The sequence below is a fragment of the Anaerotignum propionicum DSM 1682 genome (assembly GCF_001561955.1).
GTDB lineage: Bacteria > Bacillota > Clostridia > Lachnospirales > Anaerotignaceae > Chakrabartyella > Chakrabartyella propionicum.
Genome location: NZ_CP014223.1, coordinates 2,556,550 through 2,580,366, shown reverse-complemented (window position 1 = coordinate 2,580,366; position 23,817 = coordinate 2,556,550). Strand labels below are relative to the sequence as shown.

The window sequence follows — 23,817 nt, the reverse complement described above, 5'->3', positions numbered from 1 at the left end:
AGTTGATTGGAATTTGCTATATAATGAAGGAATCAGCAAGCATGTTTCATAGAAAGGAAGAAAAATGGAAGATGAATCTGTTATTCTTATAGTTTTAGGTGTAATAATAGGCCTGTTTGCCAATAAAATTGATAGAATCGCGGGAAATAGTAAGGCCTTATCTTTGTTAAATATAATAATTCTATATGGCGTTTTAAGCAAGGATATATAATCTAACTATGCAGGTAAGTAGAAGGGGGATTTTAAGGAAATACCTGCTGATGAAGTTTCTTTCCGAAAATTTTAAGTCAAAGAAGATGAACAAATCCTAATTTGAGGTATTTTATAAAGAATGAATATTAGATTTAACAGGGCAATTATTTAAAGAGGTGGGTACATATGAAAAGAATAAAAAACTTTATTATTATTGGCTTCATAACAAGTTGTTTCACTGGTTGCACTGCAATTAAGGAAGAAGAAACCTTTGCAGAAACACAAGAAGTGCAAGAAATAACCCTACAAGAAGAGGAGAAAGTAATGGAAAACTACGCTACAGAATTTCCTGACTATGAATTTACAGGGATATTAGATGAGACTGTAGGTGATCGGCATTTTGAATCAGAAATAACACCAGTAAATATTGCCGAGAATTTGGTATTTTGTGACTATTACTATGATATTAAAGGGGAATACGACAAGCTTTCTGGGATATATGGAGATAATGAGGGGCTTAAAATTTCTGCAATTAATGAAAAGAAAAGGTTTGATGAAGGCGCCTACATGCAGGAGTATATTATTCATAGTTTATCCACATTGACAAAGGCGGATTTTAAAAGTTCGGAATATATTGAAAAGCATAGTATCACAAGTGATATCTTAAAATATCAGGTATCTACATTTGCAATTGTTCAAGCAGATATTTCTATGGTATGGTCAGAAGAGGCATTGAAAAGGGGACCACAATTGGAAAATGGGGAATATCGGAGACTTTTTCTTTGTGGGAAAAAATCTGATGAAGATAAATGGAGAATTTACGAAATATACTGGTTTGATGATTAAAAGAGAATAAAAAGGCATCCTCCCAGATGGGATGCCTTTTTGGTTTCTTCAAATAAAGATTGCTTTTCTTTTAAATCTTTTTTTCTTCTGTCTTTGCCAACATGATTTTAAATAAATCCTGCATGTCCATGTTGCCATTTCGCATAATCCACTCAATTGCACCATAAACGGGAGTTAAATGATTGGGGATGAACTCCAACAAAGCTACTTCGTTTTTATCTTTTAGCAGCTGAATAATCTCCAAATGCTGATCAAAGGATGGTTGATGCTTTGACAGGGGCATTTTGGAGAGCATAAAGATTTGAAACATTGCACCGATATTCCAGTTATTCACATAAAGCTTTGTTAGTTGTGAGTTTCCGGCAAGGGTAACAAACAGCGTATGAAAGCGTATTTCAAGTTCTGTTGCCCGATTAAAATTTTGGCTGTCAATACCTGCAAGTTCCACTGCTACTTGTTCCATTTCATCTAAAATTTCCCCAGAATAATCTATATTTTGAATTGCACCTTTCACGGCATAAAGTTCAAACATTTCACGTACTTCAATGATCTCTTTTAGCTGCTGTGGTGAAAAATCTGCAACGATGACACCCCGTCTGGGCAAAGCAATTGCCAGCCCTTGGGCAACTAGACGGTTAATAGCAGAAACAACAGGGGTTCTGCTAATTCCAAGAGAATCAGAGATTTCCTGTGTGGATAATTTTGATCCCGGTGGATATGTGCCATTTTGTATGCGTGCCCGAATTTCGCGAAAAGCGTAGTCTAACAGAGATTCCGCATGCTCCATATAGTGTACCTCTTTCTTTTTGATTTACAAATTCAATTTAAAAAACACTAAATAAAATTCAAAATGATTCTTTTTTATTATAATGCTTGAAATTCACATTGTAAACCCTAGTCATTCATCTTGACGAAAAATGTGCCAGAATGCTTCAATACTTTAAAATTGGGCTTTTGGTTTTTTTGTATTTTATAGGTTGCATAGCAAGGTTTCTGTTTGGTCAAATTAATTGTGAAGCAAAAAAAATTTTTGTTTCAAAATCAGCGGCAGTCGGGAGTGGGACTTATGTGGTTAAAAAAAGAAATAAAGCGCCGTTTATTGATACCTATTGCGGCGGTTCTGATCCCAACACTGCTCTGGTGCAGTGTAAGCTGGCTTCTGCCGAATAATTTGACACTATTAGAGGGCGAGAGAACGGAAATTGCTATGCAACTTCCTATTTCAGCCAAAACAGAGGAAAGCGTTGGCGTTTTGGGTGTTACCACAAAACCATTGGCAGACGCTTTTCATTTGTCTTTAGGTTCCTCCATTTTGGCAAATCCTATTCAGGCAGGAACAACAAAAGTAACCTTTTATTTATGTAATGCGGTGCCCATAAAAACCATAGATGCAACGGTAATACCCAAAACAATGTTAGTGCCCGTTGGCAGAACTGTTGGTGTAAGCCTTGATACAAAAGGTCTTTTAGTTCTGGGGACAGGAGAAGTAAGTGTGAATGGAAATGAAACGGAAGAGCCTTGCAGAGGTCTTTTAAAATCCGGGGATCTCCTGCTAAAAGCAAACGGAAAGGAGCTTATCAATAAAGAAACCTTTATTGATGTGGTTTCTCAAAGCAAAGGGGAAAAAATTGACGTATTACTGGAAAGAAGGGGCGAACAGAAGCATATCTCTTTATCTCCGGTATATAGTCAGACTGAACAGGCGTTTAAATTGGGCGTTTGGGTAAGAGACAGTATCCAAGGCATAGGCACAATAACCTTTTATGACCCAAAAACAAATCAATTTGGTGCATTAGGACACGGCGTTTTTGACGTTGACACCGGAGGATTGATGATTATCAAAAAAGGGACAATTATTTCTTCAGAATTGACGGATATTGTAAAAGGAAAAAAAGGTGAGCCAGGAGAACTGACGGGGATTATTGAGCGTGATAAAGAATTAGGAACGGTGAGAAAAAACACAGAAGTAGGTATCTATGGAACATTAAATCAGCCAGATGAATATAGTGGCACCGCATTGCCCATTGGATTGAGACAAGAGGTAAAATTAGGTAAAGCTGAAATTTTATCCAATATTGAGGGAGAAGATGTAATAAAATATGAAATTGAAATTGAAAGCATTGGAAAAGGAAGCGGCAAGGACATGATGATACGGGTTACAGATAAAAGGCTATTAGAAAAGACAGGTGGAATTGTGCAGGGTATGAGTGGAAGCCCAATAATACAAAATGGTCAACTGATTGGTGCTGTAACCCATGTATTGGTAAATAATCCGGAGCAAGGTTATGGAACGTTTATTGAATCTATGCTTGGGGAAATGAACAAAAAGTAAGTTTTGAAAGGTTTTTAAGAAAGGAGATATTTCTAAAGGAGAGATATCTCCTTTTTGAAACTATCTAGTCTTATTGTATAGAATTATTCCATTTTATAATTTTTTTTCAATTAGTATACCATAAAAACTACAGTAATTATTATGTAGACATCTATATACCACAACAATTATAAGTCATAATGAATAATATTTGTCAAATTTTATACTAAAAAAATATTTCATACTATTTTTCATTTTATTTTTTATTAATTAATACTCAATTGTAATTTTATAGGAATGTTTGGTGGGTAAAGTTTGACAAAAAACTTTGAAAGGTAAAAATCTTGCGAAATGTTCTCGAATACTGACGGATAATTATTTCCATGTTATAATAGTGCTTGCGGGAGAAAGGAAGGGAAGCCTTTTCTGCCGAAAACTTAATTTAAGAATGGGGGAGTCAAAATGAACGAATCAGAAAAGTTAAAGGTAGTTCTTGCAGATAGGGATGGTTTCTATTTGCAAAAACTAAAGCGTTGCTTAGAACGCAAGGGTGATATGACTGTTGTCGGTATGACGGACAGTGGCCCAGCGGTTCTAGAGATGGTTAGAAAGCTAAACGCAGATGTTGTACTCCTGGATATTCTTTTAGGAGATCGTGATGGCTTTTGGGTTTTAGAGAGTCTCAAGAAGCTAGGTAGCGATTGTATTTGTATTTTGATTTCGGCAATGGACAGCGATAAGCTGGTAAGAAGAGCAATTGGATTGGGTGCGGATTATTATATGGCAAAACCCATTCAAGGCGAGCTGTTGCTGGAGCGTATCCACCAGTTAGTAGATGGCGACAACAGAGAAATGCAAGAATCAATTGGAAGCACTAAGGAAGAAGCGTCGATATATGTGATGGAAGGCAGTTATCACAATTTAGAAGCAGATATATCGGCCACACTAAGTCGGATGGGAATTTCTGCAAGTATTAAGGGGTATCACTTTATCAGAAGAGCAATTATGATGGCGGTTGATAATGAAGAAGTTTTAATTGGTATTACAAAAGGATTGTATCCTGATATCGGTAAACTATTCAAAACCTCGGCAAGCAAAGTTGAAAGGGCAATTCGTCATGCAATTGAAAGTGCTTGGAAGAAAAATGGTCAACAGGTGTATTTTGAAGTAGTTGGATATTTGACTCCGGACAAGCCTACAAATGGACAATTTATTGCCGCTTTAACAGAATATTTCCGTATTCGTCAGAATGAGGTTTCTAAAAAAATTAGTTGATGAATATTATTAAAATCAAAGTTTTCATAGAAATTCTCAAAAATAGTTGAAAATTTTCCCTCTTTGCATTTCGCAAAGAGGGTTTTTTGTGAAGAAAAATACGAAATTATATAGCAAGGTTTAATACTTTATACCCTTTAAAATCCTTAAATAAGATTTCATAAAAAGAATTCTTTGATTAAAAATATCTGATGAATGAAAAATAATGTTAGAAATTTAATAAATTCATGGAAAAATATTACAGCGTGGTTCTTTTCTCCGCAAGTCCTACTATAACTATATAGAATAAAAAGAATGGAGATGGGAATGTGGTAGGATATGCAGATGGACATTGTGATACCATTGTGAGGCTCTGGGAGAAAAATCAGGAGTTGTTTTCTAATGACGGGCATATAGACATTGTTCGTTTAAATAAGTTTAGTGCCCCACTGCAATTTTTTGCAATTTGGCTTGATTCTAAATATCATCCAATTTCCATGCGGCAAGCTATGAAGTATATTGAATTTTATTATAGTCAGCTGCAGAAAAACTCTCGAGTAATTGGTCATATCAATAGCTTTACGGATGTGATAAAGAACAGGCTGGAAAATAAGATTAGTGCACTGCTTGCTTTAGAGGGCGGGGAAGCACTTGAGGGAGAAATTTCTGCCATTCATACTTATTATCGTTTGGGTGTTAGATCCATAACATTGACATGGAATCATAGAAATCGACTGGCTGATGGTGTGGCAGAAGAGGAGAGCCGTGGTGGGCTAACAAGGTTTGGACGACAGGTAATTGAAGAGATGGAAGAATTGGGCATGCTTGTTGATGTTTCACATCTATCTGAATCAGGGTTTTCGGATGTTGTAAAATTCGCAAAAAAGCCTTTTATTGCTAGTCACTCCAATGCACGAGCAATTTGTGATATGCCACGAAACCTAAAAGACAATCAATTGCTTAAAATTGCAGAAAAGGGTGGTGTGGTAGGTCTAAATCTGTATTCTCCTTTTATCGTGAAATATGGACAGGGTGGGATTGATGATATTTTAAGCCATATTCAACATATGCTTTCTGTTATGGGAGAAGATTTTATTGCTCTGGGCACTGACTTTGACGGGATTCACAGTACCCCAAAGGAAATAAGCGGTGTACAGGATATGGACTTGTTATTTATAAGTATTGAAAATGAATTTGGAAAAGTGGTGGCAGAAAAAATTTTTTCTGAGAATTTATTGCGTGTTTTGAAGGAAGTGTTGTAAGAAAGTGCAATAAAGCTTGAGGGGATACAAAGAGAATCTTTTTTTATATTTGATATCTAATGATCAGGAGTAAAATAAATAGGGAAAAATATTTATCATTTATTGTAGGAGTAAAATCATTAAATATCTTGCCTTTATTAATGCTTTTTGATAATATGTTTAAGAAGCTATACAAAAATTTTTTTAGAAAAAATGTTGATATTCCTTGATGAAAATTAGGATGTCCCATTATATAAATTACAATTATGAGGTGTAGAATTTATGGAATTATCAAGAAAAGCATTGTGTATCAAACCCTCAAGTACTATGGCTATTTCCTCCAAGGCCGCTCAATTAAAAGCGGAAGGTAAGGATATTGTAACATTTGGTGTAGGTGAACCTGATTTTGATACACCTGAGCATATACGTAAGGCGGGCATTGCTGCCATTGAAAGCGGGCAAACAAGATATACTGCAGCAGCAGGTATACCTGTATTGCGCCAAGCCGTATGTGACAAGCTGAAGAATGATAACGGCTTGGAATATGAACAGGCGCAGATTATCATCAGCAATGGTGCTAAGCACTCCTTGATGAATGTTTTTATGGCTATCTTAAATGACGGAGATGAAGTGATTATTCCTGCGCCATATTGGCTGAGCTATTCGGAAATGGTAAAAATTGCCGGCGGCGAACCTGTTATTATACATACAAAAAAAGAGAATCAGTTTATGATGACCAGAGAGGAATTGGAGCAAGCGTATACTAGGAAAACAAAGGCTGTGGTATTAACCAGCCCATCTAACCCTACTGGTATGGTAACATCTTATGAAGACTTAAAAATGATAGCTGATTTTGCAGTGGAGAAGGACATTTTTGTTATTTCCGATGAAATTTATGAAAAGTTGATTTATGATGAAAACAAAAAACATATCAGTATCGCATCTTTGGGTAAGGAAATCTATGAAAGAACCATTGTGATTAATGGTGTTTCCAAAAGCTATGCCATGACAGGTTGGAGGATCGGTTATGCGGCGGCCCCATTGGAGGTTGCAAAGCTTATGGGTTCTTTACAGTCTCATATGGCATCTAATCCCAATACCATTGCCCAAATGGCAACCTTGACAGCACTGAATGGTTCCCAGGATTGCGTGGAGGAAATGTGCGTTGAATTTAAAAAGAGAAGGGATTATATTTTTGAAAGAGAAGAAGCAATCCCGTTGATTCAGGCTTTAAAACCAGAGGGTGCTTTTTACTTATTTGTCGACGTTTCTCAGACATACGGCAAAAAGCATGACGGTGTGGAAATAAATTCTGCGGCTGACTTTGCCACGATTTTATTAGACAAAAAATTCGTAGCAGTTATTCCATGTGCTGATTTTGGTATGCCTGATTATATCAGACTTTCCTATGCGACCAGCATGGAATTGATTGAAAAAGGTATGGATCGCATTGCAGAAATGATTGAAGAATTGGTTTAAGTTGAAAAAAGCGTTACCTGCTTTTTCCCATAGAAAGGGGTTATTTTCATGAGCTATGAGGTATTGGAAAGTAACGAAACTTACAGAGGAAAAATACTTAGAGTAACAATTGATAAAATTGAGATGCCGGATGGAAATTCGGCTTATCGAGAAACCGTACTTAGAGATAAAAATGCGGCGGCAGTATTGCCTATTATGAATGATGGAAAGTTGCTTTTCGTGCGACAGTATCGCCATGCTTTCGGGGAAACACTTTTGGAAATTCCTGCGGGGGTTTTAAATGACTGTGAGGTATGTGAACTTTGTGTTCTGAGAGAGCTGGAAGAAGAAACAGGTCAAAAAGCCGGCAGGCTGGAGTTTGTTTGTGAATTTTATCCTTCCGTTGGTTTTTGTTCGGAGACAATCTCTCTTTATTTTGCGTATGATTTAACTCAGGGGCAGCAAAAGCTTGATCCCGATGAATTTATTGAGCTGGAAAGTTATACGTTGGATGAGGCCATGGAGATGATTCATTCTGGGCAGATAAAAGACGGAAAAACAATCGCTGCGTTGTTTGCATATAAAAGCAAGCATATTTAACGCAGACGAGCCATATCCTGTTAGCAGAGGATTGCGAGAGGAGGATGGCATTTATGGTAAAACGAAAAACATGGTTAGATAAAAGAGGACAAAAGATAATTTTTATCGTTTGTCTTTCTTTTTTGTTTGGTGTGATGGGTGGCGCAATCGCAGCGAATTTGATGGGCGCCGATGCTAAAACGGAACTATCGGGGGTGGTTCGCAATGCCATTGAAATACAGCAGACAGGCAGCTTTACCGCAACTTTTTGGAAATACCTAAAGTATGATATTATTATTTGGCTTGGAGGATGGCTGCAACTGGGGTTATTTCTATCCGGCATGGCTTTTTTACTTCGTAGCATTTCCCTAGGTTTTGCCTCAGCCATGATGATGGTTACTTATGGCTTTAAGGGAGTATGGAGTGCTATGCTCACACTTTTACCGCAAAATATTGTTTTAATCCCAGCTTATATTTTTATTATGTGTACGGCGATTTATTACCTTTTGACTTGGAATGAGGGAAAGGGCAAAAGAGGACTAAAGCGGGAACGCAGAAGAAAGCAAACGGAGTATTGCTTATTATTCGCTGCCTCCGTTATTCTAATTGCCATTGGAGCTGGGATTGAAGTGGTTTTATACCCGTTATAAACAAAGAAGCGAAGAATATTTGTGTAGTTTTTCAGCAGAAAGAATCCAGTTGGGGAAAAAAATAACGATAATTGGTTTTTTTTACAAAAAATAGTGACAACCCTCTGAAAACTAAGTATAATTAGACATACATGATAAAAAGGGGTCTTGGGCATGGAACGAGCAGTAAATGAATTTGCGAGCTACCTCAGAAATGATAAGCACTCATCTGAGAATACGGTGCTTTCTTACATAAGAGATTTGAGAGGCTTTACCGAATTTATGCGGGTATGTGGTGTGAGTGATGCGTTGATGGTGAATTATACCAACGTCATGTCATACATTTATGAGCTGCAAAGCAAGAAAAAGGCGGGAGCAACTGTATCCAGAAATATTGCTTCAATTCGTGCTTTCTATAATTATCTGATTAGGCAGGGGGCAATAACAGATAATCCGGCGGCGAATTTGGAGTTACCTAAAATTGAAAAGAAGATGCCGGGGATTCTTACATTGGACAAGGTTGAGCAGTTATTGGAGCAACCACAAGGTGTTGATCCAAAAGGAATTCGAGATAAAGCTATGCTAGAGTTGCTTTATGCCACTGGAATTCGAGTTTCAGAGTTGATATCTTTGAAAGTTTCCGATGTAAATTTGCCTTTGGAATATATACGTTGCGGGGTCGAAAGAAAGAGTCGCATTATTCCCATTGGCAGTCAAGCAAAAGCGGCACTGAGAAAGTATATTGAAAAAGGTCGCAGCAGAATGATTCTTGCGGATGACGAGGAGATGCTTTTTGTAAATTGCAACGGAAAACCAATGACAAGACAAGGATTCTGGAAAATTATAAAATGCTATGCGAAAAAAGCTGGCATTGATGAAGAAATTACACCCCATATGTTAAGGCACTCCTTTGCAGCACATTTGATTGAAAATGGTGCAGATTTAAAATCAGTACAGGAAATGTTGGGGCATTCTGATATTTCATCCACTCAAATATATGTAAAGCTAACGAATCAGAAACTAAAGAGTGTTTACGCCAAGGCCCACCCTAGGGCTTAGGTAAAATATAAGGTTTTTAGGAGTGCCGTTTAAACGGCACTCTTTTGAGTTCAATGCAATGTTATGCCAAAGGACAGAAAAAACCTCCATGTCAAAAAACTATGGAGGTTTTGTTTATTAATTTCTATATTAAATCAGATTTCAATTTTTGCACCCATAAGTTTTGCAAATTCAATTAGAATTGCAGAATCTCCAGGCCAAGCAGGTGAAGTAACCAAATTACCGTCAACCACTGCTTTATCAGCATCGACTGCAACATATTCACCACCTGCCATAGTGATATCCGGGCCAACAGCAGGGTACGCTGTTGCTTTTTTCCCTTTTAAAACATTTGCAGCTGCCAATAATTGAGGACCATGGCAGATTGCAGCTACAGGTTTATTTGCTGCGAAGAACTCTTGTACTATTTCAATAACACGAGCATTTAGTCTTAAGTATTCAGGAGAACGGCCGCCAGTGATGAACAGACCTTCGTATTCAGATGTGTTTACTGTATCAAAATTGGCCGTTAAAGCAAAATTATGGCCTCTTTTTTCAGAATAAGTCTGATCGCCTTCAAAATCATGGATTGCTGTGCGTATGATATCACCTGCTTTTTTTTCGGGGCAAACGGCATCCACTTGGTATCCCAAAACCTGCAAGGTTTGAAAAGGGACCATTGTTTCATAATCCTCGGTGTAGTCGCCTGCTAATAGTAACACTTTTTTTGCCATAAAAAATTCCTCCTTTGTTTTATTAGAACAGCATATCGCTGCACATCACGAATAAAAGGACTGTGTTATTAAGAATAGTATAATGCTATCTTATGGAAAAATCAAGAAGTGGGTAGGCTTATTCTGTTGTGGTTTACTAAAAAGTGGTCTGTTTGCGTTGGAAATCAAATTTCAAGACGGAATAAGACGGAGAGTTGAATTTCTCTATGATAAAATATTATGTTAAGGATATAAAATATACTTAAAAAGGAGCTGCCCGTTTTGGCAACTCCTTAAATAAGATAGGTTTGGTATTGAACATTGATGAAACAAGAGAAATGTTATTTTAATACAACATTATGGAAAACTTTTTTTCCTTTTTGCAACAAGAGCTTTCCGTCTGTAAATAAGTTTTCTGTTACTTTAAAATCTACATCTGTAATTGCTTGATCAGCCACTTTAACGCCACCCTGTTGTACGGCACGTCTTCCTTCGGAACGAGAAGGTACAACGCCGGTTGTGGTAAGAAGGGTTAAAATGTCCATACCTTCGGCAAAGTCAGCAGAAGATAATTCTGTTGTAGGAACGGAACCTGCAACCGCACCTTTTCCAAACAGAGCACGTGCTGCCTCTTGCGCTTTTGTAGCCTCTTCTTCACCATGAACAATTTTTGTCAGTTCAAAAGCCAAGACTTCTTTTGCCTGATTGATTTCGCTGCCCGGCAATGCACCCAGTCGGCGTACTTCATCCATAGGGAGGAAGGTAAGCAGAGCCAGGCATTTTTCAACATCCTTATCACCGATATTTCTCCAGTACTGGTAAAAATCATAAGGAGTTGTTTTTTCGGGATCCAACCAAACGGCACCGCCAACGGTCTTGCCCATTTTTACCCCATCGCTGTTTGTGAGGAGCTTAAAGGTCATTCCATAAGCGGGCTTGCCTAATTTGCTGCGAATTAGTCTAACACCTGCAAGAATATTGGACCATTGGTCGCTACCGCCTAGTTGCATGATGCAATTATGGCGGTTGTATAGCTCTAAGAAATCATAGCCTTGCATAATCATATAGTTAAATTCTAAAAAGGAAAGGCCTGCTTCCTTATCCATACGGGTTTTGAAGCAATCAGCAGCCAGCATGCGATTTACGGTAAAATGAACGCCTACATCACGAAGAAATTCAATGTAATTCAAATTTCTCAGCCAGTCTGCATTGTTTACGATGATTGCTTTGTCATTATCAAAATTGATAAAGCGAGATAGTTGCTTTTTAATACATGCCACATTTTGATCAATGGTTTCCACTGTCATCATTTTACGCATATCCGCTTTGCCGGAAGGATCGCCAATCATTCCTGTTCCACCGCCCATTAAGCAAATAGGACGATTGCCGCATTGCTGCATATGAGCCATTGCCATAACGGTAAGAAAGTGGCCTACATGAAGGCTATCTGCAGTGGGATCGATACCAATATAAAATGTAACCCCACCTTTTTGGAAAAGGGCCTTGATCTCATCTTCGTGGGTTAATTGTTCAATAAAACCACGTTCTTTTAAAACTTCATAAGCATTCATTTTCATTCTCCTTATCTTTTCATTTTTCAGGTTTGTTGATTATATTATAGACAAAACAAAAGGGCTCTATCGCCGAAAGGACGAGAGAACCCGTGGTACCACCTTAATTTATGTTTATCAATACAAAAAGACAAACATCTTTCGGCTCTTATAACGGAGAGCAACCGCTGTGCCATTCCCTGCACAAAGCTCATGAGGCGTAATTTACAAATACTGTACTGCAGCTTTTTCACCAAACAAGCTGCTCTCTGCGGCTGTAACCAGTTTTGCCCATATATCTCAATCAACGCTGATATTCAATATGGCGATATTCTATCATAACTTTTTTTTAAAGTCAAGGTTTCTTCCCATCTCAGCAATTTTAATAATAGTTTTTACTGCTTTATTCATAGATGAAACAGGAATAAATTCATAAGGACCATGGAAGTTATGGCCACCTGTAAATAAGTTTGGACATGGCAAGGACATATAGGATAACCTTGCGCCATCAGTACCACCTCTGATTGGACGGATAATTGGCGATACGCCACAGAATTCCATAGCTTCTTTAGCTAAACCTACAATAGACATATGTTCCGCAATACAGGATGACATATTATAGTACTCATCCCGAATTTCTAAACTGATGGCATTGGGATATTGATTTTTCTTTCGATCAACAATCATTTGAAGCATATTTTTGCGGTGCTCAAATGTATTATTATCAAAATCTCTAATGATATAGGTAAGGGTGGCAGAGGAAACAGTGCCTTGGAAGGAGCAAAGATGAAAAAAGCCTTCATATCCGTCTGTTTTTGCTGGAATTTCTTTTTCCGGAAGTAATGCTGCAATTTCAGTTCCCAAAAGGGTTGCATTAATCATAATGTTCTTTGCAGTACCAGGGTGTACATTTTTCCCTGATATATGAATGATAGCTCGGGCAGCGTTAAAGTTTTCGTATTGAAGTTCACCCAACTCTCCGCCATCAACGGTATAGGCGAAATCTGCACCAAAGTCTTCTACACTAAAGTAATCAACACCACGGCCAATTTCTTCATCTGGAGTAAATGCAATTCGAATTTTGCCATGGGGTATTTCTGGATGTCTTTTCAAATAATCCATAGCAGTGAGAATCTCAGCAATACCAGCCTTATCATCAGCACCCAGAAGGGTAGTTCCATCGGATGTGATTAAAGTATCGCCAATATAATTTTGTAGTATGGGAAATTCCTCAGGGGAAATACTAATATTATTTAATGGAATATTTCCTCCATCATATTGTTCTACTATATTAGGCATGATTCCATCCCCTTTTGCATCAGGGCTGGTATCCATGTGAGCGATAAAACCGATTACTGGTGCACCAGGTACAGTTTCGGGCAGTGTAGCCATAACATAGCCATTTTGATCGACGGATATATCTACTAGACCAATTTCTCTGCACTCTTTTACCAAATAATCAGCAAAATGCAGTTGGGTACGTGTGCTGGGATAGGTTGCCGAATTAAAATCTGAAGTTGTATTATGTTTAACGTAAGTTAACAGGCGCTGGGTAACAGTTTTCATGGGATGATTTCCTCCTTGGTAGAAATGCTTGATTACATTTTTCTAAATAAATTTAAATAGAAGATATAATTAATAAAGAAAAAAGATTATTCATTATTATAACCAATTTTTAATGATATAGATTTTTATATTGTAGCATTCATTCAATATAAAAGCCACCCTTATGGGAAGATATTATGTCACGAAATTGACAGATTCCTTGTAAAGTCACAGAATAAACAAAAAAAGATAAAAGTTGTCAAAAAAAATGAAAAATAGGGTTGACAAGAAGATCATTTTAAGATATATTAAGTAGCACCGCCGCTGATGCAAAAACATTTTGAGGCGAAAAAGTGAAAAAAGAGTAGAAAAAGTTCTTGACAATATGGTATCTACATGGATATAATATTAAAGGTTTCGCTGCTCAAGAAAAGCGATGAAAACCCATATGGAGAGATGTCCGAGTGGTTTAAGGAGCTGGTCTTGAAAACCAGTGACTCCGAAAGGGGCCGTGGGTTCGAATCCCACTCTCTCCGTTGCTACAACTTAATAAAGCATTTTTAACTGAGATCATTATGGAGAAGTACCCAAGTGGTTGAAGGGGTTCGCCTGGAAAGCGGATAGGTCGTTAACGCGGCGCGAGGGTTCAAATCCCTCCTTCTCCGCCATTTTAACTCAACGAAAGTAAATTTTGAAAAAAAGGAAAACTTTCGAAAAAAAGTTAAAAAGTGCTTGACAAAAAGAAAGTAATCTGATAAGATAACTTTCGCCGCTGAAAAAGCGGGTTGATCCTTGAAAACTAAACAGTAGAGATACAAACACACAACCCATAGTCAATTCAGCTTTTCCGCTTAGCGGAGAAAGCAAAAGAAGACAAAGAGTTTACCGATTTCGAAAAAATCGGAAAGTAGCCAGACATGAGACTGGCAGGACAAAACTTTAATATAAGAGTTTGATCCTGGCTCAGGATGAACGCTGGCGGCGTGCTTAACACATGCAAGTCGAGCGGAAATATGCAATCGGAGAGCTTCGGCAGGAAGATTACATATTTTAGCGGCGGACGGGTGAGTAACGTGTGGGCAACCTGCCCTGTACTGTGGAATAATCACTGGAAACGGTGACTAATACCGCATGTCATTGCGAGAGGGCATCCTCTTGCAAGAAAAGGATTTATTCGGTACAGGATGGGCCCGCATCTGATTAGCTAGTTGGTGAGATAACAGCCCACCAAGGCAACGATCAGTAGCCGACCTGAGAGGGTGATCGGCCACATTGGGACTGAGACACGGCCCAAACTCCTACGGGAGGCAGCAGTGGGGAATATTGCACAATGGGCGAAAGCCTGATGCAGCAACGCCGCGTGAAGGAAGAAGGGTTTCGGCTCGTAAACTTCTATCAACAGGGACGAAAAAAATGACGGTACCTGAATAAGAAGCCCCGGCTAACTACGTGCCAGCAGCCGCGGTAATACGTAGGGGGCAAGCGTTATCCGGAATTACTGGGTGTAAAGGGAGAGTAGGCGGCATGGTAAGTTAGATGTGAAAGCCCGAGGCTTAACCTCGGGATTGCATTTAAAACTATCAAGCTAGAGTACAGGAGAGGTAAGTGGAATTCCTAGTGTAGCGGTGAAATGCGTAGATATTAGGAAGAACACCAGTGGCGAAGGCGACTTACTGGACTGAAACTGACGCTGAGGCTCGAAAGCGTGGGGAGCGAACAGGATTAGATACCCTGGTAGTCCACGCCGTAAACGATGAGTGCTAGGTGTCGGGGGGGAACCCTCGGTGCCGCAGCTAACGCAATAAGCACTCCACCTGGGGAGTACGATCGCAAGATTGAAACTCAAAGGAATTGACGGGGGCCCGCACAAGCGGTGGAGCATGTGGTTTAATTCGAAGCAACGCGAAGAACCTTACCAAGGCTTGACATCCCTCTGACCGGTGTAGAGATACACCTTCTCTTCGGAGCAGAGGTGACAGGTGGTGCATGGTTGTCGTCAGCTCGTGTCGTGAGATGTTGGGTTAAGTCCCGCAACGAGCGCAACCCCTATTCTTAGTAGCCATCATTCAGTTGGGCACTCTAGGGAGACTGCCGTGGATAACACGGAGGAAGGTGGGGATGACGTCAAATCATCATGCCCCTTATGTCTTGGGCTACACACGTGCTACAATGGCTGGTAACAAAGTGACGCAAAACGGCGACGTCGAGCAAATCACAAAAACCCAGTCCCAGTTCGGATTGTAGTCTGCAACTCGACTACATGAAGCTGGAATCGCTAGTAATCGCGAATCAGAATGTCGCGGTGAATACGTTCCCGGGCCTTGTACACACCGCCCGTCACACCATGGGAGTTGGAAGCACCCGAAGTCGGTGACCTGACCGTAAGGAAGGAGCCGCCGAAGGTGAAGCCAGCGACTGGGGTGAAGTCGTAACAAGGTAGCCGTATCGGAAGGTGCGGCTGGATCACCTCCTTTCTATGGAGTATTGGTTGTTAATGTATACTACTGTTTGGTTTTGAAGGATCAAACCTTCAAACACACAAATCTTCGGTGATGATGCGCTTAGGGGACACACCCGTTCCCATTCCGAACACGACGGTTAAGACCTGAGCGGTCGATGATACTTGGTGGGAAGCTGCCTGGGAAAGTAGATGGTTGCCGAAGTCCTATGGGCTCATAGCTCAGCCGGTTAGAGCGCACGCCTGATAAGCGTGAGGTCGGTGGTTCGAGTCCACTTGAGCCCATTTTGAGTGTGTTATAGTTGAATAAGGGGAATTAGCTCAGCTGGGAGAGCACCTGCCTTGCAAGCAGGGGGTCACGAGTTCGAATCTCGTATTCTCCATTTACCGGCTCCAATGAGTCGGGATGCACCTTGAAAACTGAATACAAGAAAAAAGAGTCAATCGAGAAAAAGTAAAATTTTCTTTATAAATAAAAGTAACAAAGTGTTGGCAGACGATGTCAACAAAACCGTAGTATCGCTACTACGAAACATTCCAAAGAACAAGCTATTGTTTTGAATTTATTCAAAGCAAAAAACTGGTCAAGCAAGAAAGAGCACAAGGAGAATGCCTTGGCACTAGGAGCCGATGAAAGACGTGATAAGCTGCGATAAGCTTCGGGGAGGCGCAAATAGCCATCGATCCGGAGATTTCTGAATGGGGAAACCTACTTGAGCAAACCTCAAGTATCCATACGTAAATACATAGCGTATGGAAGGGAACGCTGTGAACTGAAACATCTAAGTAGCAGCAGGAGGAGAAAGAAAACTCGATTTCCTAAGTAGCGGCGAGCGAAAGGGAAAGAGGCCAAACCGAAGGACCTAGTTCTTCGGGGTTGCGGACTGTATAAGGTATTGGCAAGAGATAGTCGAACTGTTTTGGGAAAGCAGACCAAAGACGGTGAAAGTCCGGTAGACGAAATTTTGAGCCAGCTGACAGAATCCAGAGTACCACGGGACACGAGAAACCCTGTGGGAAGCCGGGGGGACCACCCCCCAAGCCTAAATACTCCCTAGTGACCGATAGTGAAGCAGTACTGTGAAGGAAAGGTGAAAAGAACCCCGGGAGGGGAGTGAAAGAGAACCTGAAACCTTGTGCTTACAAACAGTCAGAGGGCTTTGTGCCTGATGGCGTACTTTTTGTAGAACGGTCCGGCGAGTTACTAATGCTAGCAAGGTTAAGTGGTCAGAAGCCACGGAGCCGAAGGGAAACCAAGTCTGAATAGGGCGTATAGTTAGTATTAGTAGACCCGAAACCGGGTGACCTATCCATGTCCAGGTTGAAGGAGCCGTAAAAGGCTTTGGAGGACCGAACACACATCTGTTGAAAAAGGTGGTGATGAGGTGTGGATAGCGGAGAAATTCCAATCGAACTCGGAGATAGCTGGTTCTCCTCGAAATAGCTTTAGGGCTAGCCTCGAGAGGAGTCTAACGGAGGTAAAGCACTGAACTGACGCGGGGCCCAAAAAGGTTACCAACTCATATCAAACTAAGAATGCCGTAGAGATACCCTCGGGAGTCAGTCTGCGTGAGATAAGTCGCGTGGACAAAAGGGAAAGAGCCCAGACCGACAGCTAAGGTCCCAAAGTACGTGTTAAGTGGAAAAGGATGTGGGATTTCATAGACAACTAGGATGTTGGCTTAGAAGCAGCCACTCATTTAAAGAGTGCGTAATAGCTCACTAGTCGAGAAAACCTGCGCCGAAAATGTAACGGGGCTAAAACACGTCACCGAAGCTACGGATTTCCTACGAAGAGTAGGAAGTGGTAGAGGAGCATCCTGCAAGGATGAAGCCAAAGTGAAAACAATGGTGGACGAAACAGGAGAGAGAATGCCGGAATGAGTAGCGAGATACATGTGAGAAACATGTAGGCCGAATATCTAAGGTTTCCTGAGTAAAGCTAATCTTCTCAGGGTTAGTCGGGGCCTAAGGCGAGGACGAAAGTCGTAGTCGATGGACAACAGGTTGATATTCCTGTACTACGTATAATCAGAACTGTGGGGACGCAGGAGGATAGGAAAACCGGGGAATGGAAATACCCGGCTAAGCACAAAGTCAAGGGAGATAGGCAAATCCGTTTCCTGATGATGAAGTGCGATGGGGACTGAAAAAAAGTAGGGAAGTTTCCGAATCCACACTGCCAAGAAAAGCCGCTATTGTATTATACGTACCCGTACCGTAAACCGACACAGGTAGATGAGGAGAAAATCCACAGGCCGACGGGAGAAGTGTTGTTAAGGAACTCGGCAAAATAACCCCGTAACTTAGGGATAAGGGGAGCCACGAAAGTGGCCGCAGAAAAGAGGCTCAAGCGACTGTTTAGCAAAAACATAGGTCTATGCGAAACCGTAAGGTGATGTATATGGGCTGACACCTGCCCGGTGCTGGAAGGTTAAGAGGAGAGGTTAGCGTAAGCGAAGCTTTGAATTCAAGCCCCAGTAAACGGCGGCCGTAACTATAACGGTCCTAAGGTAGCGAAATTCCTTGTCAGGTAAGTTCTGACCCGCACGAAAGGTGTAACGATTTGAGCACTGTCTCGACAACACGCCCGGTGAAATTGAAGAACCAGTGAAGATACTGGTTACCCGCAACAGGACGGAAAGACCCCATGGAGCTTTACTGCAGCCTGATACTGGGATTCGATGATATATGTACAGGATAGGAGGGAGGCTATGAAGCCAGGACGCTAGTCTTGGTGGAGCCGCCGGTGGGATACCTCTCTTATGTCATTGGATTTCTAACCCATGTCCATTATCTGGATAGGGGACAATGTCAGGCGGGCAGTTTGACTGGGGCGGTCGCCTCCTAAAAGGTAACGGAGGCGCTCGAAGGTCACCTCAGAATGATTGGAAACCATTCAAAGAGTGTAAAGGCAAAAGGTGGCTTGACTGCGACAGCGACGGCTGGAGCAGGTACGAAAGTAGGACTTAGTGATCCGGTGGTAATAAGTGGGAATGCCATCGCTCAACGGATAAAAGCTACCCTGGGGATAACAGGCTTATCTCCCCCAAGAGTTCACATCGACGGGGAGGTTTGGCACCTCGATGTCGGCTCATCGCATCCTGGGGCTGAAGTAGGTCCCAAGGGTTGGGCTGTTCGCCCATTAAAGCGGTACGCGAGCTGGGTTCAGAACGTCGTGAGACAGTTCGGTCCCTATCCGTTGTGGGCGCTGGAAATTTGAGAGGAGCTGTCCTTAGTACGAGAGGACCGGGATGGACGTACCTCTGGTGTACCGGTTGCAGACCAACTGCACAGCCGGGTAGCTATGTATGGAACGGATAAACGCTGAAGGCATCTAAGCGTGAAGCCGCCCTCAAGATAAGATTTCCCATTCTTCGGAAGTAAGGTCCCTTGAAGATAACGAGGTAGATAGGTTGGAGGTGTAAGCATGGTAACATGTTCAGCTGACCAATACTAATAGACCGAGGGCTTGACCAATAAATCGATTGATAAAGGCGAGGTAATTTCTTTTCCTAACGGAAAAGACCGCTATATTTCCTTCGCATCAATCACCTCTTCACACCTTAGGTGTCTGGTCGGTGATTGGTAAACGCTTAGGAAAGCACTAATATTCTTGTATTCAGTTTTGAAGGTGTAGAGATACATCTGATAGGACAAAGAGGAAGCGAGAGCTTGCCAAAGTCCTTGATATTTCTGGTGATGATGCGCTTAGGGGACACACCCGTTCCCATTCCGAACACGTCGGTTAAGACCTAAGCGGTCGATGATACTTGGTGGGAAGCTGCCTGGGAAAGTAGATGGTTGCCAGATTTCAATTTTTGCTTTCGGGGTGTAGCGTAGCTTGGCTAGCGCGCCTGATTTGGGATCAGGAGGTCGCAGGTTCAAATCCTGTCACCCCGAGCCTCGTATCAGTGGAAATTTATTTCTTATGGTGGGTATGGCGCAGGTGGTTAGCGCGCCAGATTGTGGCTCTGGAGGCCGTGGGTTCGAGTCCCACTATCCACCCTTTATTTTCGGGTCACTAGCTCAGTTGGTAGAGCACTGGACTTTTAATCCAGGTGTCTCGGGTTCGAGCCCCGAGTGACTCATGTTTTTGCAGTCGTGGCGGAATTGGCATACGCGCTAGACTAAGGATCTAGTCCGGGTTTCTGGGTAGGGGTTCAAGTCCCCTCGACTGCATAATTTGCGCGAATGGCTCAGTGGTAGAGCATCGCCTTGCCAAGGCGAGGGTCGCGAGTTCGAATCTCGTTTCGCGCTTTTAGCTTTTGCATTATCGTATAGTGGGCTATCGCCAAGCGGTAAGGCACAGGACTTTGACTCCTGCATTCGCTGGTTCGAATCCAGCTAGCCCAGGTTTCAAATAATGCTAAACATAATTTATTTATTGGGGTATCGCCAAGCGGTAAGGCAACGGATTCTGATTCCGTCATTCGCAGGTTCAAATCCTGCTACCCTAGTTTAAAAGCCTGTATACATACAGGCTTTTTTATTGTAGAAAAGAAAACCACGCGTTAGACGCATGGTTCAAAAAAGCCTACGGCGATGAGCAAAAAGGAACTCCCTTCGTTATAATAAATTTGTAGTAAGCCAACTGCAAATTTATTATAACGAAGGGAGTTTTAATATGGGCTTGATGACATAAATAGTTTATCTCATACGGAATGAAATTGCAAATACACATAGTATTTGCACCTAAAAATATAGGAGAAAAATATTCTAATATAAAAAAAGAGAAGAGATAGGGAAAATTTTCAGGACGCTATGTGAGTGGAAGGGAGTGAAGATAATAAAAGCAGAAGTATGTCCAGATCATATATATATTATTAGAAATAGCACAAAGATTGCAATATCAAATTTATGGGGTATCTAAAAGGAAAAAGTAGCACGATGTTGTATGAGCAATTTGGGCAATTGAAATATAAATATAGAAATCAAGAGTTTTGGTGTAAAGGCTATTATGTGGATACTGCAGGAAAGAATGCAGAAAGAATAGCAGAGTATATATCCAATCAACAAAAAGAAGATAAGCTAGGCAAACAATTATGTATTCCATAAGCAAGCCCTTTTAAGGGCCGCAAGCAACTGTATGCATTTGGCGAACTCATATTATGTGTTTACACATACGCAAGAAACAGAGGGCTAGCCCGCATAAGAAAAACCACGCGCTTGACCCGTGGATATTTACTTGTTCTCTTTAGCTGATAAAACCATCTGCTATGAAGGTGGTAGGATGGTTTTTGCTTAAGCTATAAGAAAGAATCCTTCTTAGATAGAATAGATGTAGGTTTGCCGACTACATTAAAATACAAAGGTGGAATCCAAATGGACAGAAGTAGTTAGCACATACAACATGGGAATGTAATATCCCATAGTCTTTGCACCGAAGTATAGAAGCCAAGTCGTATACGGGAAATTAAAAGCAGATATAGGGAAGATATTAAGAGAGTATGGATAGGAAAGGGCGTAGAGATAATGAAGGCTGAAATATGCAATACATGCTAATAAGGATACCACTCAAACATAGTGTAGCTGAGATAATGGGGTATTTAAAGGAAAAAGCTCATTAATAATATTTGATAGACATGCCAACTTGAAATATAAGTATGGGAATCGACATTTTTAGTGTAGAGGATATTTTGTGGATACAGTAGGAAAAAATAGAGGAGTATATAAGAAATCAAATACAAGAAGATTTAACGGCAGATCAAATAACACTAAAGGAGTGCATTACCCGTTTACAGAGAAGCAAGCAATTTTTTTCAATTTTAAACAATCTCTTATAGCCTTTCGGAAGCAGAAATGCATCTGGAAGGTTATTTTATTTATGAGCCTAAGAGTACTTTAAACATTGGATAGTTGTAATGGTATAAAAATTTTAAAATATCTTAAATATATTGAATTCAAATTTTATAAATAGGTGTTCAAAAAGTAAAGTAAATTCTATTCAATTATTATCTACTGTTACGAAATTCGTTTCACAAAAAAATAGCATACTGACGAAAGTTAATTTTATATTCAAATTACATTGACAGAAGTTTTTTTTAATGATAGGTTTATCTCAAGGAAGAATTGAATTCAAATATAATATGATTGTGTACATAATATATTATAATATGTTCAAAAAGTGATATGGAATTAGAATTGGAGGTTACGGAATGGATTTTGCAGGGAGAAATATCATCGTAACAGGTGGTGCAAGCGGCATTGGAAAGGCAATTACAGAAGGTATTGTGGAAGGAAAAGGTCATGCAATTATTGTCGATATGAATATGGAAAACGCAGAGAGAATACGGCATAATTTGGGAGAGAATAATGTTTCATGTTACAAAGTAAATCTTGCGGATCATCAGGAAACCCGGGAGGTATTTAGTCAGATTCTCACAGATTTTGGTCAGATACATGGCTTAGCAAACAATGCCGGAATTGTTAGTACAGTGCCTTTTGAGGAGGTAACCCAAGAAGAGTGGGATAAGGTGGTGGCAATTAATCTTACAAGTGTATATACCACAATTAGCGTTTTGTTCCCAGCAATGAAAGCCAAGAAATATGGCAGAATTGTAAACGTTGCATCTGTTGCAGCAAAAAGAGGCGGTGGATTATTAGGAACAAGTGCTTACGCGGCATCAAAGGCTGGCGTAATTGGACTGACAAAGGCTATTGCTAGGGAAGGAGCATTATTTGGCGTTGCTTGTAACGGAGTATGTCCAAGTTACACAATTACGCCTATGACATCAATTCTGAGCGAAGAAAAAAAGGAGCGTGTCTTAAGCACTATTCCTATGAACCGTGGAGCTGATCCCAAGGAAATTGCTAATGTAATTTTGTTTTATTTATCAGATCTTTCCAGTTTTGCCACAGGTGAAATTAGTGACGTGGATGGTGGGGTAACGATGGATGGCTGAGTATCAGCTTATCATAGTATATTAAAAAATGAGGAGGAGAGTAGTAAATGAAAAAACGTTTATTTGTAAGTTTATTAGCATCAGCAGTAGCCGCATCCTGTTTGGCAGGTTGTGGAGGTGGAACACAAAGTAGCGGTGAAAAAGAGACAGCAACTAGTGGCGGAGAGACATATACTTGGAAGATGGCATTAAACTCAACGGAAGGCGACAATGCATATGATACAGCCGCAGTTTTTGCGGATAAAATTAAGGAGTTAACAGACGGTAGAGTAGAAGTTAAGCTTTATGGAGGAGCGAGTTTAGGATCAACTTCTGAGGTTCTTGAAGGATTAAGCTATGGAGTTGCTGATATTATCTGCGAGTCCGTGGGAACTTTAGCAACGTTTACGCCTTTGGCAAATATTGATGCAATGCCCTACATATACAGTGATTATGACCATTTTATGAAGGTTTGGTATTCCGACTTGGGGCAGGAAATGAAAGATAAGATTGGTGAGGCTTCTGGTTTTAAATTAATGGGGGGAACCTTTAGAGGTCCAAGAATTGTAACGGCGACAAAGGAAATGCATAATGTTTCAGATTTTAAAGGTTTTAAGCTGAGAGCGCCAAATCTTGAGATGTATTTAAAAACTTGGCAGTGGATGGATGCGGCACCAACACCCATGGCCATGAATGAGACATACACAGCATTACAGCAGGGCACTGTTTCTGGACAGGAAAACCCTATGGCTGACTCAATGAACTATGCATTTGATGAAGTATGTAAATACTGGATTAAAACAAATCATGTTTACAGCTGTAATTTGTTTATTATGGATGCAAATTACTTTAACAATTTGCCAGAAGACATTCAGCGTGCAGTAACAGAGGCTGCTGAGTATGCTGGCAAAGAAATCAGTGCAAAACAACTGCAAAAAGAATCGGCGGCAGAAGAAAAGTTAATTGAAAAGGATTGTACCGTAATTGAAGTTGATCTTAATGAATTCAAAGGGCATTTTGACGGTTTTGCCGATAAAAATTTCCCTGATTTAAAAGACTGGGCAGACAGAATTAAAGCAATGGACGACGGTAAGTAAGTTATACAAAGGATAAATAATG

Annotated in this window: 15 protein-coding genes, 11 tRNA genes, 4 rRNA genes, 2 pseudogenes and 1 other annotated feature; of the genes and pseudogenes, 28 read left to right on the top strand and 4 right to left on the bottom strand. The window is 40.5% G+C overall.

Annotated features, from left to right (window positions below):
• The first annotated feature begins 64 nt into the window (after window positions 1-64).
• Both CPRO_RS15415 and CPRO_RS12145 read left to right on the top strand, forming a co-directional pair.
• Window positions 65-211, top strand: a complete 147-nt coding sequence (locus CPRO_RS15415) for a hypothetical protein (protein WP_157881679.1) — start codon at window positions 65-67, stop codon at window positions 209-211.
• Window positions 212-378: 167 nt separating this feature from the next.
• A complete protein-coding gene (locus tag CPRO_RS12145; RefSeq protein ID WP_066052241.1) occupies window positions 379-1,038 on the top strand; it encodes a hypothetical protein in 660 nt (219 codons plus the stop codon).
• Between the two features lie 70 nt (window positions 1,039-1,108).
• Here CPRO_RS12145 and CPRO_RS12140 read toward each other — a convergent pair whose 3' ends face one another.
• Window positions 1,109-1,825 (bottom strand): GntR family transcriptional regulator, encoded by a 717-nt coding sequence (locus tag CPRO_RS12140; RefSeq protein WP_066052238.1) that lies wholly within the window; start codon window positions 1,823-1,825, stop codon window positions 1,109-1,111.
• Window positions 1,826-2,104: 279 nt separating this feature from the next.
• Here CPRO_RS12140 and spoIVB point away from each other — a divergent pair, with 279 nt between their 5' ends.
• The 7 genes from spoIVB (at window position 2,105) to xerD (ending at window position 9,569) form a co-directional block, all read left to right on the top strand.
• A complete protein-coding gene (gene spoIVB, locus CPRO_RS12135; protein WP_066052235.1) occupies window positions 2,105-3,370 on the top strand; it encodes a SpoIVB peptidase in 1,266 nt (421 codons plus the stop codon).
• 441 nt (window positions 3,371-3,811) lie between these two features.
• Window positions 3,812-4,624, top strand: a complete 813-nt coding sequence (locus tag CPRO_RS12130; protein ID WP_066052233.1) for a sporulation initiation factor Spo0A C-terminal domain-containing protein — start codon at window positions 3,812-3,814, stop codon at window positions 4,622-4,624.
• 308 nt (window positions 4,625-4,932) lie between these two features.
• A complete protein-coding gene (locus tag CPRO_RS12125) occupies window positions 4,933-5,865 on the top strand; it encodes a dipeptidase (protein WP_066052230.1) in 933 nt (310 codons plus the stop codon).
• Window positions 5,866-6,126: 261 nt separating this feature from the next.
• Entirely contained in the window at window positions 6,127-7,323 is a 1,197-nt protein-coding gene (locus tag CPRO_RS12120; protein WP_066052228.1) for a pyridoxal phosphate-dependent aminotransferase, read from the top strand.
• A gap of 48 nt (window positions 7,324-7,371) precedes the next feature.
• Window positions 7,372-7,902 (top strand): NUDIX hydrolase, encoded by a 531-nt coding sequence (locus tag CPRO_RS12115; protein ID WP_066052225.1) that lies wholly within the window; start codon window positions 7,372-7,374, stop codon window positions 7,900-7,902.
• A gap of 53 nt (window positions 7,903-7,955) precedes the next feature.
• Window positions 7,956-8,531 carry a stage II sporulation protein M gene (locus tag CPRO_RS12110; RefSeq protein ID WP_066052223.1) on the top strand — a complete coding sequence of 192 codons (576 nt, stop codon included), beginning with the start codon at window positions 7,956-7,958 and terminating at the stop codon, window positions 8,529-8,531.
• A 153-nt stretch (window positions 8,532-8,684) separates the two neighbouring features.
• On the top strand, window positions 8,685-9,569 hold the full coding sequence (xerD, locus tag CPRO_RS12105) for a site-specific tyrosine recombinase XerD (protein ID WP_066052221.1): 885 nt from the start codon (window positions 8,685-8,687) through the stop codon (window positions 9,567-9,569).
• 134 nt (window positions 9,570-9,703) lie between these two features.
• Here xerD and CPRO_RS12100 read toward each other — a convergent pair whose 3' ends face one another.
• From CPRO_RS12100 to pepT, 3 genes are all read right to left on the bottom strand, one after another.
• On the bottom strand, window positions 9,704-10,282 hold the full coding sequence (locus tag CPRO_RS12100) for a DJ-1/PfpI family protein (protein WP_066052218.1): 579 nt from the start codon (window positions 10,280-10,282) through the stop codon (window positions 9,704-9,706).
• Window positions 10,283-10,602: 320 nt separating this feature from the next.
• Window positions 10,603-11,832 (bottom strand): tyrosine--tRNA ligase, encoded by a 1,230-nt coding sequence (gene tyrS, locus CPRO_RS12095; protein ID WP_066052215.1) that lies wholly within the window; start codon window positions 11,830-11,832, stop codon window positions 10,603-10,605.
• A 73-nt stretch (window positions 11,833-11,905) separates the two neighbouring features.
• Window positions 11,906-12,128, bottom strand: a binding site (T-box leader).
• Window positions 12,129-12,147: 19 nt separating this feature from the next.
• Window positions 12,148-13,377 carry a peptidase T gene (pepT, locus tag CPRO_RS12090; protein ID WP_066052212.1) on the bottom strand — a complete coding sequence of 410 codons (1,230 nt, stop codon included), beginning with the start codon at window positions 13,375-13,377 and terminating at the stop codon, window positions 12,148-12,150.
• A gap of 429 nt (window positions 13,378-13,806) precedes the next feature.
• Between pepT and CPRO_RS12085 the strand changes: the two genes are divergently transcribed.
• From CPRO_RS12085 to CPRO_RS11995, 19 genes and pseudogenes are all read left to right on the top strand, one after another.
• A tRNA-Ser gene (locus CPRO_RS12085) sits at window positions 13,807-13,892 on the top strand.
• Between the two features lie 41 nt (window positions 13,893-13,933).
• Window positions 13,934-14,024, top strand: a tRNA-Ser gene (locus CPRO_RS12080).
• 272 nt (window positions 14,025-14,296) lie between these two features.
• Window positions 14,297-15,830, top strand: a 16S ribosomal RNA gene (locus CPRO_RS12075).
• Between the two features lie 71 nt (window positions 15,831-15,901).
• A 5S ribosomal RNA gene (gene rrf / locus CPRO_RS12070) occupies window positions 15,902-16,019 on the top strand.
• A 6-nt stretch (window positions 16,020-16,025) separates the two neighbouring features.
• A tRNA-Ile gene (locus tag CPRO_RS12065) sits at window positions 16,026-16,099 on the top strand.
• 25 nt (window positions 16,100-16,124) lie between these two features.
• A tRNA-Ala gene (locus CPRO_RS12060) sits at window positions 16,125-16,197 on the top strand.
• Window positions 16,198-16,396: 199 nt separating this feature from the next.
• Window positions 16,397-19,294: ribosomal RNA gene (locus CPRO_RS12055) — 23S ribosomal RNA — on the top strand.
• Window positions 19,295-19,509: 215 nt separating this feature from the next.
• Window positions 19,510-19,627 (top strand): 5S ribosomal RNA (gene rrf, locus CPRO_RS12050).
• Together the 16S, 23S and 5S rRNA genes with 11 tRNA genes alongside form the textbook arrangement of a ribosomal RNA operon.
• A 15-nt stretch (window positions 19,628-19,642) precedes the next feature.
• Window positions 19,643-19,717: transfer RNA gene (locus CPRO_RS12045), tRNA-Pro, on the top strand.
• Between the two features lie 31 nt (window positions 19,718-19,748).
• Window positions 19,749-19,822 (top strand) — tRNA-His (locus tag CPRO_RS12040).
• Window positions 19,823-19,832: 10 nt separating this feature from the next.
• Window positions 19,833-19,905, top strand: a tRNA-Lys gene (locus CPRO_RS12035).
• A 7-nt stretch (window positions 19,906-19,912) separates the two neighbouring features.
• A tRNA-Leu gene (locus tag CPRO_RS12030) sits at window positions 19,913-19,996 on the top strand.
• 6 nt (window positions 19,997-20,002) lie between these two features.
• Window positions 20,003-20,074 (top strand) — tRNA-Gly (locus CPRO_RS12025).
• A 24-nt stretch (window positions 20,075-20,098) separates the two neighbouring features.
• A tRNA-Gln gene (locus CPRO_RS12020) sits at window positions 20,099-20,170 on the top strand.
• Between the two features lie 32 nt (window positions 20,171-20,202).
• Window positions 20,203-20,274: transfer RNA gene (locus CPRO_RS12015), tRNA-Gln, on the top strand.
• Window positions 20,275-20,455: 181 nt separating this feature from the next.
• A pseudogene (gene tnpA, locus CPRO_RS12010) lies at window positions 20,456-20,872 on the top strand (IS200/IS605 family transposase).
• Between the two features lie 281 nt (window positions 20,873-21,153).
• Window positions 21,154-21,600, top strand: a pseudogene (gene tnpA / locus CPRO_RS15065) (IS200/IS605 family transposase); the annotation flags it as partial.
• 372 nt (window positions 21,601-21,972) lie between these two features.
• Window positions 21,973-22,719 carry an SDR family NAD(P)-dependent oxidoreductase gene (locus tag CPRO_RS12000; protein WP_066052208.1) on the top strand — a complete coding sequence of 249 codons (747 nt, stop codon included), beginning with the start codon at window positions 21,973-21,975 and terminating at the stop codon, window positions 22,717-22,719.
• Between the two features lie 47 nt (window positions 22,720-22,766).
• Window positions 22,767-23,795, top strand: coding sequence for a TRAP transporter substrate-binding protein (locus CPRO_RS11995; RefSeq protein WP_066052206.1), 1,029 nt, complete (start codon window positions 22,767-22,769; stop codon window positions 23,793-23,795).
• Window positions 23,796-23,817 lie beyond the last annotated feature (22 nt).